12 protein-coding genes and 3 pseudogenes are annotated in these 16915 nt (G+C 35.6%); 5 read left to right on the top strand and 10 right to left on the bottom strand.

All coding sequences use genetic code 11. The features are described 5' to 3' along the window. Positions 1-101 precede the first annotated feature (101 nt). Entirely contained in the window at positions 102-581 is a 480-nt protein-coding gene (locus tag EKM03_RS04090; RefSeq protein ID WP_126561914.1) for a hypothetical protein, read from the top strand. Between the two features lie 139 nt (positions 582-720). Here the strand turns inward: EKM03_RS04090 and EKM03_RS04085 are convergent, their stop codons facing one another. From EKM03_RS04085 to EKM03_RS04055, 7 genes and pseudogenes are all read right to left on the bottom strand, one after another. Next, positions 721-2073 carry an NAD-dependent succinate-semialdehyde dehydrogenase gene (locus EKM03_RS04085; protein WP_126739914.1) on the bottom strand — a complete coding sequence of 451 codons (1353 nt, stop codon included), beginning with the start codon at positions 2071-2073 and terminating at the stop codon, positions 721-723. Positions 2074-2304: 231 nt separating this feature from the next. Beyond that, positions 2305-4416 (bottom strand): ATP-binding protein, encoded by a 2112-nt coding sequence (locus EKM03_RS04080; RefSeq protein ID WP_126739913.1) that lies wholly within the window; start codon positions 4414-4416, stop codon positions 2305-2307. A 287-nt stretch (positions 4417-4703) separates the two neighbouring features. After that, positions 4704-4994 (bottom strand): annotated as a pseudogene (locus EKM03_RS15075) (aldo/keto reductase); the annotation flags it as partial. 215 nt (positions 4995-5209) lie between these two features. Continuing rightward, complete coding sequence (locus EKM03_RS04070) at positions 5210-6751, bottom strand: acyl-CoA carboxylase subunit beta (protein WP_126455056.1); 1542 nt, start codon at positions 6749-6751, stop codon at positions 5210-5212. Positions 6752-6928: 177 nt separating this feature from the next. After that, positions 6929-8371 (bottom strand): acetyl-CoA carboxylase biotin carboxylase subunit, encoded by a 1443-nt coding sequence (gene accC, locus EKM03_RS04065; protein WP_126563900.1) that lies wholly within the window; start codon positions 8369-8371, stop codon positions 6929-6931. A gap of 93 nt (positions 8372-8464) precedes the next feature. Then, complete coding sequence (locus EKM03_RS04060; protein WP_126455060.1) at positions 8465-8950, bottom strand: acetyl-CoA carboxylase biotin carboxyl carrier protein subunit; 486 nt, start codon at positions 8948-8950, stop codon at positions 8465-8467. A gap of 101 nt (positions 8951-9051) precedes the next feature. Further along, entirely contained in the window at positions 9052-11256 is a 2205-nt protein-coding gene (locus EKM03_RS04055) for a radical SAM protein (RefSeq protein ID WP_126568392.1), read from the bottom strand. Between the two features lie 331 nt (positions 11257-11587). On the opposite strand from EKM03_RS04055, the pseudogene EKM03_RS15370 reads away from it, so the two are divergent. Beyond that, positions 11588-11692 (top strand): annotated as a pseudogene (locus EKM03_RS15370) (T9SS type B sorting domain-containing protein); the annotation flags it as partial. A 7-nt stretch (positions 11693-11699) separates the two neighbouring features. On the opposite strand, the gene EKM03_RS04045 reads toward EKM03_RS15370, so the two are convergent. Next, on the bottom strand, positions 11700-12983 hold the full coding sequence (locus tag EKM03_RS04045; RefSeq protein ID WP_126739912.1) for an MFS transporter: 1284 nt from the start codon (positions 12981-12983) through the stop codon (positions 11700-11702). A 103-nt stretch (positions 12984-13086) separates the two neighbouring features. Between EKM03_RS04045 and bshC the strand changes: the two genes are divergently transcribed. Beyond that, entirely contained in the window at positions 13087-14730 is a 1644-nt protein-coding gene (gene bshC, locus EKM03_RS04040; protein WP_126576888.1) for a bacillithiol biosynthesis cysteine-adding enzyme BshC, read from the top strand. A gap of 85 nt (positions 14731-14815) precedes the next feature. Beyond that, positions 14816-15235 (top strand): nucleoside-diphosphate kinase, encoded by a 420-nt coding sequence (locus EKM03_RS04035; RefSeq protein WP_126576889.1) that lies wholly within the window; start codon positions 14816-14818, stop codon positions 15233-15235. 129 nt (positions 15236-15364) lie between these two features. Here EKM03_RS04035 and EKM03_RS04030 read toward each other — a convergent pair whose 3' ends face one another. Together EKM03_RS04030 and EKM03_RS04025 are read right to left on the bottom strand one after the other, a co-directional pair. Continuing rightward, positions 15365-15661 carry a DUF721 domain-containing protein gene (locus EKM03_RS04030; protein ID WP_126460325.1) on the bottom strand — a complete coding sequence of 99 codons (297 nt, stop codon included), beginning with the start codon at positions 15659-15661 and terminating at the stop codon, positions 15365-15367. Beyond that, positions 15642-16085: a hypothetical protein gene (locus tag EKM03_RS04025; RefSeq protein ID WP_126455073.1), complete on the bottom strand. Its 444-nt coding sequence runs from the start codon at positions 16083-16085 to the stop codon at positions 15642-15644. Before EKM03_RS04025 ends, EKM03_RS04030 begins: the two co-directional genes overlap by 20 nt. Positions 16086-16521: 436 nt before the next feature. Between EKM03_RS04025 and EKM03_RS04020 the strand changes: the two are divergent. After that, positions 16522-16731 (top strand): annotated as a pseudogene (locus tag EKM03_RS04020) (serine hydrolase); the annotation flags it as partial. Positions 16732-16915: the final 184 nt, after the last annotated feature.

Here is a 16915-nt window from a genome sequence, read left to right as displayed (position 1 = left end):
GTACTCTAGTATTTTTTTATTAGCTGAAAGTAAAGCGCTGTAATTAAATTAAAGAAGTTGGCAAAACAGCAAAAGCAAACAATCCCTTAATATCTGAACACATGAAAAATCTATTTATATTATTCACAATTTTATTCAATGTTGCATTAGTTGCACAAACTCACGAAATCATTACGCATGACAACAAAAAAATGGATGTAAACTTCATCAAAATGGAGAATAATCTGGTTTATTTTGCAGTACCAGGCAGTAGTGAAGAAAAAAAAATAAGCCAATATGCCGTTGCTCAATTAAATGAAAAATCAGCTGCCGATTCAAAACTAGTTTCGGAAAAAATCAATGTCCTTGCAAAATCAGATTATAAAAAAGTAATCGTCTTAAAAGACTTTCAGACAATTGGTCTAAAAAAATCCGGGGTCATCACTAGTTTTTATGGAAAAGCAAAAGGAGAAACTAATACCTCCTTTATACATGGAGGAGAAAAGCGATTAAAAGAGAATGCTGCTCGCAAAGGATATCCATTTATTGTTATTCTATCCAATACACCTAACGATATAAAAGCAGCAGTCTATACCTACTAGTCCAAAAAACTAGGACAAAAAGGTTTTACGAAACAAAAAAACTAAATAAAAAAAACGAGAACTGGTTTTGTACTTACAATTCCGGTTCTCGTTTTCCTTTTTTTATCCACACCAACTGAATACTAGTAGCTGAACAAAACTATTCTATAACCAATGATTTCATATTCATAAATTCTTTGATCCCTACGGCCCCTAATTCCCTGCCATAGCCTGATTTTTTTATGCCTCCAAAAGGGACTCTGGAATCAGAACGCACTAATGAATTTACAAATACATTTCCTGCTTCTATTCTCCTCGCCAAGGTGTATGCCTTTTCACGGTCTTCAGTCCACAGGGCAGAAGCCAAGCCATAATGATGATTATTGGCAATGGCAATGGCATCATTTTCATCTTTAGCCCGTATAATTGTTGCTAACGGACCAAAAGTTTCTTCCTGAAAAGCAATACTATCTACAGTTACAAAATCAATCAATGTGGGTTGAAAATTACAATTTTCCCGCTCCCCGCCCACAATTAACTTGGCACCCTGTTCCAATGCTTTATGCAATTGGCGGGACAATTGCTTCGCTAAGTCCAATCGAGCCAAAGGCCCCATATCAATCCCTTGCTGGAGCGGATTCCCTTGCTGCAACAACTGTATTTTTTGAGCAAAAAGGGCAGAGAATTCATCCGCCACTTTCTCAGTAACGATAAAACGTTTGGCACAAATACAAGCCTGACCTGCATTGAGCATTCTGGATTGTGTTGCAATACTGGCGGCTCTCTCTAGATTAGCATCATTCAAAACGATAAATGCATCTGAACCACCTAATTCCATCACTGATTTCTTGATGTGCTTTCCAGCCAAGGAAGCCACTGAGGAGCCAGCCTTTTCGCTTCCGGTCAAAGTCACTCCCTGCACAATATTTGAAGCAATAACACTTTCAACCTGGGGAATATCAATAGTAATTTGCAGAAAAACACCTTCAGGAAAACCCGATTCCAAAAAGGCATTTTCAATAGCTTTGGCACAACCTATAACATTAGGAGCATGTTTCAAAAGCGTCACATTCCCCGCCATAATTGCCGGCGCAGCATAGCGTAATACCTGCCAAAAAGGATAGTTCCAAGGCATAATGGCAAAAACAGCTCCCAAAGGATCGTAAACGGAAAGGCTCTTGAAAGACGTATCATAATATTCATCTTTCAATATTTGTTCCGCATGCTCCGCATAAAAATCGCAGTTTGCTGCTGATTTTTCGACTTCAGAAATACTTTCGGACACAATTTTACCCATTTCATTGGTAATAAGCAATCCTAATTTTTCTTTATTTGCTCTTAAAACGTAAGCTAATTTTTTCATTTTATCCGCCCTTTCCTGAAAAGTGGTATTCCTCCACTTTTTAAAGGCCCGCTCAGACAGTTGCAGTTTTTGATTTAATTCCCCATTCGTAAGCACTTCATGTTCAGCGATAATTTCTTGCGAGAATGGATTTATCGATTTAAATATCATTTTTTATGTTTTAATTTTTTTGAAAATGTAGTTTTGAAACAGGAAATTTATCGTCTTACTGTATAAAAAGCGACACTATTTCTTCTTGAAAATTGTATATAATCAAAGACACTCCTTAAAACTTTAGTAAAAATCCAAAAAAAGCCGACAAAAGAATTTGGCTTATGCCTTTCATTAGAGGTTGAGAATAAAAAACCAAAAAGTGTTACAAGAGGAACTCCTCAGATAATTCTAGGAATTAATTTCCATAAAAATAACATCCAATAGCGCAAAGACTTTTTCCTTGTCCAAAGGTTTTGTAATGTAGTCATTAAAGCCGCATTGAACTATTTTTTCTCTCTCTTCTGCGGATGAATACGCTGTCTGGGCTATGACCGGAAGTCCCGGTTTAATTAACTTTATTTTTTCAAAAGCCTCATAACCACTCAAAATAGGCATTTTTATATCCATAAAAACCAAACTGATATTCGGATTTTCGGTACAAATAGTAACTGCTTCCTGACCATTAAAAGCACGCAAAACTGTATGGTTTTTTGACTCAATAATTTTCTTTAACAACAAGAAATTGATAGTATCATCTTCAGCAATTAAAATTATTTCATTCTCCTGGTTTCCTGAAAAAGATATCGTCTTACTTGACACAATGTCTTTTTCAGTCTGATCAAATTTTAATGGAAACGAAAAGGTAAAAACAGATCCTACTCCAATTGTAGATGTCACTGTTATTTCCCCACCCAGCATCTCTACATACGCCTTCGAGATGGACAAACCAAGACCTAATCCCGTTAATTCAGTAGTGCCGTCCCCTTCAATTCTTCGGAAACGATCAAATATTACTTTCAGATGATTTGTACTCATACCGATCCCTGAATCTTCAATAGTAAACGCTAAAATTCCTTTTTCTTTGTGGACTGTGTATCCAAAAGCAACAAATCCATTATCGGTAAATTTTACCGCATTTGTAATTAAATTTACAATAATCTGTTTCAGTTTCGTTTCATCAGTAAGAATATTTTCTGTAATTTTAGCTGAATTTTCAAGAATATAAAATTGAATATTTTTATCTTTAGGAATCGTAACTTTGATGGAATCATACAACTCTGTCATACATTTTTCAATGTCTAATCCTTTATAATTAGGTGTAATTTGCTTGGCGTCAATTTTAGACATTTCAATAAGATCTTCAATTATTGAAACCAGGTTGTTCCCACTGTTTTTTATTATTTTTAAATATTCCAATTTCTCACTTTCTGTCAAATTTGCATCCGTTAGCAAATCACTAAATCCCATTATGGCATTCATAGGAGTTCTGATTTCATGCGATAAATTAGCCAAAAAAGAAGATTTTAAGGTATCGCTTTCCTCCGCCTTTTGTTTGGATATTTCTAATTGTCGCCTTTGATTGCTGTTCTCTTCAAAAAGATTTCCTATATACCCAAACTCTCCTTTGAATTTTCTTAACGAAGCTATCGCTTTAATATTACCTGTTTCTAGAATACTTTTGACTAATTTTAGTGGATTATAAACCCATCGTTTTGTATAATACACAAAAATAAAAATGTTCAATAAAGAAACCAGCACCACAATAAAAAGAATTTCTTTTGAATTTTTATAATTCAAATTGAACGGCCTTTTGAAAAGCAATGTGGCCACAACGTCATCTTTCCAGTCTTTCAGATCTAAACTTACAATTACAAAATCACTTTCTTCAAGAACCGTACGATGCGCCGGAACCAAATTAACTTTTGAACTGCTTATATTTCCTAAAGAATTCAAAAAAGGCTTATCTAAAAGTCTAGCTATAAAAAAGTAACCGGACGGAGCTGTTTTATTCTTTTTAGGATCTATTGAAGGATGAATCGTTGCACCAAAAACCTCGACAATTCCTTCTGGAATTTTAATATAGAATTTTTTTAGTTTCGATTTATAAAGCACTGTCATCATCTCTTTTGGGATAAAGTCAAGGCTTTTAATCTTAGAGGAAGCTGTTTTATTTATTATTTTTTTGTCAAGGCCATACACCCCAACATAATCCGCATTATAAAATTCAAATTCGCTTAGAATATATTTATCATACCATTTCGCATCTTTTGTTATAGTATAACTAACCAAATTATCCCAATGGGTAACATCAATAATGGTGGCGGTAGTGGTTTTAGAATTGAGTCTAAACAAAGATCTCACTTCTTTATCGTATTGATTGTAAGTGGTTTTATAAAAATTTCGTTCTTCCTGAATAGTATAAAGATATAAGGTGATGTAAATTACAAAAAAGAAAATACTTGCCGAAAGTATCAACATCAGTAGTTTATAGTACGTATTTAATCTAATCAATCTTTTCATGGAATCACTCGAATAAAACTAAAACACAGCCTACTTTTGTAAGACATATCAGTTTTTTTCTATGCCGCAAGTTAACCATTTTTATCAGTAAAAAAAATAAGCCACTTCAAACTAAGTATTTTTTTTATAATAAAACCTTATTTATCAGCGGTATACTTTTAAAAAAGCATTCTAATCTTTCTTAAATCCCTTTTAAATGGCAACTTTTCATTTTTTTTCAGAATTAAAAAAAGATTATTTTTTTTCCTTGTCAAAACAGAATTGATTCGGTTCTCTTTTAGCAACCAAGTCAATGCCATTTGTGCCAAAGGAGAAAAAGCAACACAACCCACTCCTTTGTCTTCGAGAACATCTTATAATCCCGCTTCTGGTTGCCACGCAAACATGGAATATTTCACTTGATGAATAAAGCAGGGTGTCTCCAATTGTTTCAGTATTTCAGTAGTTTCCTTAGTTTGCGCTGCTGTATAATTAGAAATTTCCACATACAATGCTTTTCCGCTTCGTACGGCGTAATCCAGCGCCATCATGGTTTCCTCCAATAGCGTTTCCGGATCAAAACGATTCGAATAAAAAAGAAATTTGTGGCAGTAACAAATCACTTTTTCCACATCTGTCCTATTTCATCTAGTTGTTTTTTTTAGCCAAATTCTAATTTAATTTTTATAGTCCGATTGAAAGATACTAAAACGTCAAATGATCCCCCAAAACACCAACTAGTTTTTGATATTAAATGTAAAACTAAAAAACCACCTAAAATAATCAGGTGGTTTTTTCATTTCTTAAAAAAATACTACAACGGAATATTCCCGTGTTTTCTATCTGGAGTAACACTAACTTTATTTTCTAGCATGCTAAAGGCTTTTATCAGTTTGCGTCTGGTGTCTTCCGGTAAGATTACCTCATCCACAAAACCACGTTGTGCTGCGGTATACGGATTCGCAAACAAATTCGCATATTCAGCTTCTTTTTCCAAAAGTTTAGCGGCAGGATCTTCGGCCTCATTGATTTCTTTCTTGAAAATAATTTCAGAGGCTCCTTTGGCTCCCATCACAGCTATCTCGGCACTGGGCCAAGCAAAATTCATGTCGGCACCAATGTGTTTCGAGTTCATCACATCATACGCACCACCGTAGGCTTTACGTGTAATTACCGTAACTCGTGGCACGGTCGCTTCGCTTAAAGCGTACAATAATTTCGCTCCGTGAACGATAATTCCATTCCATTCTTGGTCCGTTCCCGGCAAAAACCCCGGCACATCCACTACAACCAATAACGGAATATTAAAACAATCACAAAAACGAGTAAATCGAGCTGCTTTTTTCGAGCTGTTCACATCCAGACAACCCGCTAAAATCATCGGTTGGTTGGCTATAATCCCAATGCTTTTTCCTCCCAATCGAGCAAAACCCACCAAGATATTTTCGGCATAGTTTTTATGAATTTCATAAAACGAATCTTCGTCAATAATGCCGCTAATTACCTCGTGCATATCGTACGGTTTATTGGGATTATCCGGAATAATAGTCGCTAATTTGGTACGAACCTCATCATTCAGTTCATACGGTACACTGTGTGTTTTTTCTTTGTTGCTTTGTGGTAAATAACTCAACAAGCGTTTCAAATCTTCCAGACATTCCACATCATTAGCAGAAGTAATGTGCGCCACACCGGATTTCGTAGAATGCGTGCTTGCCCCTCCCAATTCCTCTGAAGTCACCGTTTCATTGGTTACTGTTTTCACGACATTCGGGCCTGTTACAAACATATAACTGGTATCTTCAACCATCATCGTAAAATCAGTCATGGCTGGTGAATATACCGCTCCACCAGCGCAGGGACCCATAATTGCAGAGATTTGCGGAATTACGCCACTGGCTTGTACGTTTCTATAAAAAATATCAGCATAACCACCCAACGAACGAACACCTTCCTGAATACGTGCCCCACCAGAATCATTCAGGCCAATCATGGGTGCGCCCATTTTGACTGCCATATCCATAATTTTACAAATTTTTTCGGCATGAGTTTCAGATAATGATCCCCCAAAAACGGTAAAATCCTGCGCAAAAATATAGACCAATCGACCGTTTATAGTTCCGTATCCGGTAATGACACCATCTCCAAAAAACAGTTCTTTTTGCATTCCAAAATCAGACGTTCGATGGGTAACTAACATCCCGATTTCTTCAAAAGAGCCTTCATCCATCAAATAATTGACGCGCTCTCTTGCCGATAGTTTTTTATTGGAATGTTGTTTTTCGATACGTTTTTTACCGCCGCCCAAATGAGCTTCAGCAATTTTATCGTTTAATGTTTTTATTTTAGATTCCATACTTTATTTAATTGGATACTATTGTTTTTTAAAATTTCGTCACTTCGAGTGGTTTTGAACAGTAATGCGATAGCTTTAATGTTTAAAATTGTATCGAGAAGCCTTGTTAAATGTAAAGTTCTCGATACTTCCCAAAGGTTTTTTGTTTAAAACCTTTGCTCAACTCGAACTGACGTTTTAAGAGTTTAGTAAGCGTACGATTTTTTGATCTTCAAAATACTGTTTCAACGCTACCAAAGCAGCGATTTCGGCTTCTTGCTCCATTTGATTTTTCAATACATCCATATTGTAATAGTTCTTTACAAAATGCGTGTCAAATTTCCCGGAACGAAATGCCTCGTGTTCAAAAACAAATTTCCCAAAAGGCAACGTTGTTTGTACGCCTTCCACATGATAATCTTCAATGGCTTTGAGCATAATTTGAATGGCCTCTTCACGGGTTTCGCCGTACGTAATTAATTTGGCTAACATAGGATCGTAATAAATAGGAATGTCCATGCCTTGTTCAAAACCATTGTCCACACGAATACCCTGGCCAACTGGCAATTGATACACCTCCAAATTTCCCACACTTGGCAAGAAATCATTCATCGGATCTTCGGCATACACACGTAATTCCATTGCATGCCCTTTTATTTTCAAATCTTCTTGTTTTAATGCTAATGCTTCTCCCCTGGCCACTCTGATTTGAAGTTCAACCAAATCAGTTCCTGTAATCCATTCCGTAACAGGATGTTCTACCTGCAAACGAGTATTCATTTCAAGAAAGTAGAAATTATTATTTTCATCCAATAAAAATTCGACAGTTCCTGCTCCTAAATAATCACATGATTTAGCTACCAAAACAGCGGCTTCACCCATTTTTTTACGCAATTCAGGTGTTAAAACCGAAGAAGGCGCTTCTTCTATTACTTTTTGGTGACGACGCTGGATACTGCACTCTCTTTCGAATAAATACAACACATTCCCGTGGCTGTCTGCCATAACTTGAATTTCGATATGCCTTGGCGAACCCACATATTTTTCGATAAAAACAGAACCATCACCAAAAGCGGAAATCGCTTCACTGATGGCGCGATCCATTTGAGATTCGAAATCAGCTTCACTCTCTACCACACGCATTCCTTTTCCGCCACCACCTGCAGAGGCTTTAATCAGAATTGGAAAACCAATTTTTTTGGCAACCACTTTCGCTTTTTCGACATCCGTTATGGCTTCGTCAAAGCCCGGAACCATTGGAATGTTGTATTGCTTAACAGCCTCTTTCGCCGCTAATTTACTTCCCATGATTTTGATCGCTTTCGACTTTGGACCAATAAAAATGATATTATTTTTCTCTGCTTCTTCGGCAAAATCAGCATTTTCACTCAGGAATCCGTACCCGGGATGAATTGCATCTACGTTTAATGATTTCGCAACCTCTATGATTTTACTTCCCAATAAATAGGATTGATTAGAAGGAGCTTCGCCAATCCAAACGGCTTCATCAGCAAATTTTACGTGCGGTGCATTTCTGTCGGCAGTAGAATATACTGCTACAGTTTTAATGCCCATTTTTTTTGCGGTTTTCATCACTCTTATGGCGATTTCACCTCTATTGGCAACTAATAATTTTTTCATTTTATATTTTTTAACCGCAGACTCGTTAATTTTAATTCTCTCACAATCAATTGCGTTGTATAATTTAAAATTCTCTTTTAAATTAGTGGTGTTTTATTCAAATTCAATTAACAACTGTCCTTTATCTACGGCATCACCCATCATTACTGATATGGTTTTGATAACGCCATCACGCGGAGAAAGAAAGCTATTTTCCATTTTCATGGCCCCTAAAATAATAAGATTGTCATTCTCTTTGACGGTTTGTCCTACTACCACACTTATTTCGAGAATTAAACCTGGCATGGGTGCTTTGATAAAATTGACTTGTTTGGTAAGCCCTACTTCGAATCCCATTTCCTTGATCAGAACATCCAAAGGATTTGAAATGGCAACTATGTAGGTGTTATTGTTTACCTTTACGGTGTAGCTTTTTTGAAGAAAATCAGAAGTGATGATTTCCGCTTGATAAGGAGTGTTTGAGTGCAAAACATGAAACTTATTCGTTTCCACACGCACTGCATCCAGTTGTGAAATACTTTTCTTTTCTAAATCAAAATGAAAAGTGTCATTTACATTAACTTTATAACCAATACTCATTTGCTTTTATTTTATGGTCGTAAAAATAGGCAAAAGAAAACGTTTTCGTAAACCAATGAAGAAAGTTTTATGCTAATTTAGTATAGGTATCAAAAATAAAATTATAATACTAATAACCCATATTCCCGCAGCGTTTTAATTGGTTTGGAGTACCAAAACAATTCAAAGTCCTCCAGATATGATTCGAAATCTATTTTTATTTCTTGAAAGCTATGAGTTTTAGAATTCGAAACAGCGATTTTCTGTAGCATTTCTACCAGCCATTCTCCCTCCCTTTTATTCGTTTGAATACTGAAACTTTCTTTTTTATCATGAAATATCAAAGTCATTAGTTCCCAAGAATTTCCTTTTTTAGATTTGGTAAAATGTTCCACAAATGGTTTGCCGCCTAACCAAACGATTTTAGCAGTGGGTTTGACGCTAAAATCATTGTCTTCTTGTAGAGCATCAAAAATAAAATCAGGTGAAATTTTAGTTTTTGGAATTTTAAATTCAAACCAATCCTGCAATTCGTAATCAAAACAGATTCCGTGCATGAAATTGAACAACGATTTCTTAAGTCCAAAACTGAATTTATCATGGTCGATTCCTGTTGCATCGGTATAATTAATATCGTTATTGGCAAAAGTTCCAATGATTTCGGTTTCTTTTGTCACACCAAATTTCTCTGGATACAAGCCTACTGGACTGTGCGCCGTCATAGCAAATTGATGCCAAAATCCCGATTGTAATACCCCAACTTCAAATAACTGACGCACCATTTCGAGACTATCTATCGTTTCCTGAATGGTTTGCGTAGGATAGCCGTACATCAAATAGGAATGAACCATGACTCCTGCTTCGGTAAAATTTCTGGTGACTTTAGCCACTTGCTCCACCGTAACGCCTTTGTCAATCAATTTTAATAATCGATCAGAAGCTACTTCGAGACCACCAGAAACCGCAATGCAACCGGAAGCTTTAAGTAGCAAACACAAGTCTTTGGTAAAACTTTTTTCGAATCGAATGTTCGTCCACCACGTCACGGCTATTTTCCTACGAAGAATTTCGAGAGCTAGAGCCCGCATCAAAGCCGGTGGCGCCGCTTCATCTACAAAATGAAATCCGTTCTCACCTGTTTGGGCAATCATTTCCTCCATTCGGTCGCACAATAAATTGGCCGCCACGGGTTCGTAAATTTTGATGTAATCCAAAGAAATATCGCAAAACGTACATTTCCCCCAATAACAACCATGTGCCATGGTAAGTTTATTCCATCTCCCATCACTCCACATGCGGTGCATGGGATTCACAATTTCGATAACCGAAATGTATTTATCCAAAAATAAATCCGAATAATCCGGAGTTCCTACTTGTGATTGTTTGTAATCGTGTTTCAGGGAATTATTTTTATAAACTACCTTTCCGTCTTCCAACAGAAAGGTTCGTTTATAAGAATTGTAATCTGTCCCGAAATTTCGGGATTCAATATTAGAGATTAATTCTTCTATTGGCATTTCCCCATCGTCCAAAGTAATAAAATCGAAAAACTCAAACACACGAGCGTCTGAAAGCGAACGCAATTCTGTATTTGGAAAACCACCACCCATCGAAATCTTGATATTGGGATAATGCTTTTTAACCCATTGTGCCGAACGAAAAGCCGCGTACAAATTTCCTGGAAACGGAACTGAAATCAAGAATAATGTAGGTTTTATAGTTTCTATTTTTTCTTTTAAAATAGAAAGAAGAACGGTATCAATATAAGTTGGTTCCTGCTGCAGGGCTTCATACAATTCGTCAAAAGAATTCGCACTTCGTCCCAAACGTTCTGCATAGCGGCTGAAACCAAAATTAGCATCTACACATTCGACAATAAAATCTGAAATATCTTCGAGATACAAAGTCGCTAAATGCTTGGCTTTGTCCTGTGTTCCCATCGTTCCGAAAGCCCAATCAAGTTCTTCCAATTGTGCAAACCTAGACGCTTCCGGCAAGAAATCTTCCTGACAAATTTGAAGCGCCAATGTTGGATTTTTTCCTTGCAGAAAAGCAATTACAGGATCAATCGTTTTTAGATATTCATCTTGCAAAGCTTGAATTCTTTGGGAGTTGGGTGTTAGCTTTTGGGTCCTAGCTGTGGCAATAGCAAACACATTTTGCAAACCTTCTTTAGAAAACAATTCCAAAATCACCTCAATACCCAAATCCGCCTGAACAGACTCAATGTTTTTGGTATTCAGAAACCCTTTAATATAAGCGGTCGCCGGATACGGTGTGTTGAGTTGGGTAAACGGAGGCGTGATGATGAATAATTTGGTTTTCAAAAGAAATAAGTTTTGTGCAAAAATAAGGGATAATTCTGTTCTTATCACCAAAGTAAAAGTCCATATTATTATTTATTCTTTGGATTCAAATATAAAACAAAGCTATTTTTAGTTTCAACGTAATATATAGGTATTTAATTATATTTATCTTGCTGTAAATCTTACTTCTGAAGCGAATTTTTCCTTTTTCATTTACAATGCAAAGTCAATGTTTTGATTGTGCCAAAAACCTACGTGGTTGCAATGATGATGATGCTGCCGATTTAAAGAAAGCAAGCGATGGTATATACCTAGCAAAGAATTAAACAATTAACTCAAAAATAGTTCATGTGACGGAAGTCTTAATGGTCATCAACTTCCATCAGGTGATTATTGGTATACAGCAACCAGAACTGATGAAAATGAATACAAAGGTCATTTTAGTTTGAAGCGATAGCAAATTATCAAAACTTATGCTCTTTTTTGCTGACCATCAACAATGAAAATAAAGAGACACAGGCTGCCGTACTTAAGTAAAACCCAACGTAGGTCAGGCTATACTGTGTAGCTAACCAAATCGCAATCATAGGGGCAAAAGCGGCTCCGATAATTCCTGCCATGTTAAATGCCAAAGAGGTCCCTGAATAACGCACCGTTGTAGGAAACAGTTCCGATAAAAAAGTCCCCAATGGGCCATATGTGAATCCCATCAGCGCCATTCCAACACATAAAAACAAAGTCACAAGAACCGAACTGGCAGAATTTAAGAAAAATGAAAATGCAAAACCAAAAACAGCTATTGCTATCGTTGCATAAATAAGCATTTTTCTACGCCCAATACAATCCGCAATTAAAGCAGAAACAGGAATAAAAAACGCAAAAAACAATACCGAAAACAATTGCATCAATAGAAAATCCCTTTTGGAATAACCTAAATCTGACGTTGCCCAGCTAAGCGTGAACACCGTCATGAGATAAAAAACCAAGAAAGTTGTAATCGACGCAAATGTGCCAAAAATCAATTGGTTTTTATAAAATTTTAATAAAGTAAAAAAGGGAATTTTAACCTCTTGTTGTTCTTTTTTAGAGTTTTTGAAAGCAGGAGTTTCATCAATTTTTAATCGGATATAGAAACCTACAACAACCAATAACGAACTCCCTATAAACGGAATTCTCCACCCGTAGTCCAGAAAAGCTTCGGCACTCATTGTGTCTGTCAAAATCAAGAAAGTACCACCTGAAAGCAACAAGCCTATTGGAGCTCCCAATTGCGGGAACATACCATACCAAGCACGCTTATTAGGCGGAGCATTTTCGATTGCCAATAAAACCGCTCCACCCCATTCGCCACCTAAACCAACTCCTTGACCAAAGCGACACAACATAAGTAATAAAGGAGCTGTAATTCCAATACTGGCATAACTTGGTAAAAAACCAATACAAACAGTTGAAATCCCCATTGTTAATAATGCAATTACTAAGGTGGTTTTACGTCCAATTTTATCACCATAATGGCCAAAGACTGCGGAACCTAAAGGTCGGGAAAGAAAAGCAATCGAAAAAGTTGCAAGAGATAATAAAACAGAATTAGTATTATCTGTTGAAGGAAAAAACAATTGAGGAAAAACTAAAACTGCTGCATTAGCATATATATAAAAATCAAAAAACTCTATAGTTGTACCAATTAAACTGCCAAAAAGAACATGTTTTAAAGAATTTTTATTCGTAAGCTTTAAATTATCTTTCATAAAATTGTTAATTTTTTTTGATAAAATTGATACTATTTTTCGAAAGTAACAAATATTATAGTTCCAATATTTTTCGGTAATTTAGCCTCAAATAAAATTCCATATGCCAACCGACTGTATCAGCTATCAAAATTCAGGATATTTCTCTTCTTTGATGAACGATTATTTAGATCAAAAAAATAATTTACATTCTCTATACAATAGATTTCCAACGCTGGAAAACTTTGAAAAGCAAATCCTTGAAAAGCAAAATAACTTCCCCTCCCCAGCCCTCCCCGAAGGAGAGGGAGTCGAAATGGATAAAAAAATTGTCAATGACAATAAAAGAAATATTTTAGTTTCAGTCTTAAAAAAACAATATTCGGCTATTTCAACTTCTGTTTTAACAAAACAAAATATTGAAACTTTAGCCCTTCCAAATACATTTACTGTAACCACTGGCCATCAGCTAAATTTATTCAGTGGACCTTTATATTTTTTATACAAGATTATTTCGACAATTAATTTGACAACCGAATTAAAAGCGAAATATCCCACCTATAATTTTGTCCCAATTTACTGGATGGCTACCGAAGACCATGATTTTGAAGAAATCAATTATTTTAATTTTAAAGGCAAAAAATTCCGTTGGAACAAAGAAAGTACAGGTCCTGTTGGACGATTGTCTACTAAAGGTTTATCCGATTTTCTAGAAGTATATGCGCTGGAATTAGGTTCCGGTACGAATGCAGATACTCTAAAAAAATTATTCAAAGACTCTTATCTGAATCACGATAATTTAGCCGATGCCACACGATTTTTGGCAAATGCATTATTTGGTGCAAATGGTTTAGTCATTTTAGATGCGGATAATTCAGACTTAAAAAGAGCTTTTATTCCTTTTGCAAAAGAAGAATTACTACACCAATCCTCGCATAAATTAGTACTAGAAACTGCCGAAAAATTAAAAGAGTATACGATTCAAGTGAATCCTCGTGAAATCAATTTGTTTTATATTGAAGATAGTATCAGAGAACGCATCATCTTTGAAAATGATCGATACAAAGTAAACCATACTAAAATTGAGTTTTCTGAAACAGAAATTCTATCCCTTTTAGAAAATCATCCAGAGAAATTCAGTCCTAACGTGATTATGCGTCCGTTATATCAAGAAGTGATTCTCCCCAACTTATGCTACATTGGCGGAGGAGGAGAGATTGCCTATTGGCTAGAGCTACAATCGTTTTTTGCCGCTGCAAAAGTAACTTTTCCAATACTTTTGCTTAGAAATTCCGTACTATTAGCAACCGAAAAGCAAGCTAAAAAAGCAGACAAATTAGAATTGAATTGGGAAAATTTATTTTCGAAACAGGCGAATTTAGTACCTACTAAAACCAAAGAATTATCAGATTTCCCAGTCGATTTAACGCATCTCAAAATCCAATTGGAAAAACAATTTCAGGAGCTTTATGATGTTGCGACCAAAACCGATAAATCTTTTATTGGAGCGGTAAAAGCCCAGGAAATAAAACAAAACAAAGGATTAGAAAATCTGGAAAAACGATTGCTAAAAGCACAAAAAAGAAAACTAAGTGACGTTTTAAAACGCATCACCTACTTGCAAAATGAGCTGTTTCCCAACCAAAGTTTACAGGAACGACAAACTAATTTTTCCGAATTTTATTTGGAATACGGAGATAAACTGATTCCTACATTAATCAACCAACTCCAACCGCTGGACAACAAATTTGAAATTATTGTACTTTAATCAAATTATGATTATTTGAGTGCAATATTTGTAAAAATATTCAATAAAAAAATGCTAATTTTGCATAAAATTAAAAAAAATAAAAATGGCTACTAATAGAACTTTTACAATGATCAAGCCGGATGCTGTTGCTAACGGACACATCGGAAACATACTTGCAATGATTACTACGGCAGGTTTCAAAATCGTTTCTTTAAAATTGACACAATTAACTGTTGCTGATGCACAAGCTTTTTACGAAGTGCACGCTGCAAGACCTTTCTATGCTGAATTAGTAGAGTTTATGTCAAGAGGACCAATTGTTGCTGCTATTTTAGAAAAAGACAACGCTGTTGAAGATTTCAGAACTCTAATTGGAGCTACAAACCCAGCTGACGCTGCTGAAGGAACTATCCGTAAAGCATACGCAACCTCTATTGGAGAAAATGCAGTTCACGGTTCTGATAGCGATGAAAATGCAGCTATCGAAGGTGCGTTCCATTTTGCCGGAAGAGAGCAGTTCTAGTATCGGTTTTCATTCGCAATTGACAGTTACGAATTATAATAAAATAGAAATCCCGTTTCAAAATTGAAACGGGATTTTTTTATATCAAAAATCTGAAATCTAAATTCGTTAATCAACAATCTAAAATCATTACCTTAAAACCACATCCTTCACCACATCTCGTCTTAGTTCCTCATTAATCATAGCCACAATTTTTGATTTACCATGACTTAATTCCTCTCGTAAAACGGACGAGGTCAACTCTACATACAACGTACTTCCTTTCAAAACTACATTATTGGTATAACTGTTCACACCGTTACCCATCAAGTTTTTCCAAGCGTATTTTACGTCCATTTGATCCATTCCGGGCTGCAGCTTATTTACTTGGATAATTTGTTTCAAAACATCCCCTATCGTACTTTGATTATTTAGTCTCTTTGCCATCGCCCAGTAAATTTATTGGTGTTGCTTTCTTGTAATGATATGCTGTTTTTTCTTTGTTCAGTAATACTAATTCTTCCGCTGACACTGCAATTATTTCCTCACTCCATTTCATATAAGGTGTTGAATAATCCACAAACGCCTTGTCATCTGCAAATCGAATTGAAACCTTTTCATACGCATCATTCACCATAAAAGTACCGTCTAGTTGTGGCATGACTTTCTTTCGAAACCCTTTATTCTTTTTGTCAACTTCAAAATAATCATACACTTCATTCATCTTATACTCCTTGTTTTCCCCCTTATCAAAAACAACCTTTTTAATTTCCCAATAGCCGTTTATGTTGGCAATATCAGCAGGTATAATTTCTTGCTGGCATCCCACAAAAAGGAATGCAATAAAAAGAAAGCTAAATGTATTTTTCATATAATTAATATTTTTAGGAGCTATTTCCTGCTTTTCACTTCAATCTTTTTATCCGCCGAAAAAACGGCTAAAAAAGGATTTCCGCTTCAATCAGGGCTAGGTATTTTGAAGTAACCATACTTAAATTGCATACAACAAAGTTACTCTTATTAAATTCACAGAAAACAAAAAAAGTAGAACACATTAAACTATTTTATATATTACTAACCATAAGGTAATTAGAACTAAATTAGAGCGAAATGTAAAAAATAATCTACCGTATCGTCCTCACAATATTTTGCATAAGCTACAGTTCTGAAACTTCAGAACCAACGCCTACTCCAACAGATACACTCTATTTCCTTCCACTAACCGGCGCCACTTGGGTAACAAAATCTAGTATCATTCTTGTCAACGGCCGAATTGTTATGGAAAATCATTTCAATGGTCATCACGCCAATTGGAATTCAACGGTAGTTTAATACCAACAGCTCCTGCCGACATGTTTATGGCCTTAGGCAAAAACGATCAAAAAATTTATGTCATTCCGAGCAAGAAAATGGTCGTTATCAGAATGGGAGAGGTGGTAAACCTTGACAATCCAACTTTAGCTTTATCTGATTTTGATGAAATATTACAGCAGAAAACTAGTGTTTTATATCAGTAAATCTATTTGGTTTTCAAACGTTTAAGAAACCCTAAAACAAAGAAAACCAATCCCATAAGTATCAAAAAATAATACAGACTGATACTTATATCTCGAATAAGATTAGCCGTTATAAAAGAAACTATACTCCCAAAATAAAGGTTTAGTGGTGGTACATTTTTTAAAGAAGAAAAATCCATAATTG

The sequence above is a fragment of the Flavobacterium sp. GSP6 genome, from assembly GCF_003984855.1.
GTDB lineage: Bacteria > Bacteroidota > Bacteroidia > Flavobacteriales > Flavobacteriaceae > Flavobacterium.
This window is presented reverse-complemented; position numbering and strand designations above follow the sequence as displayed.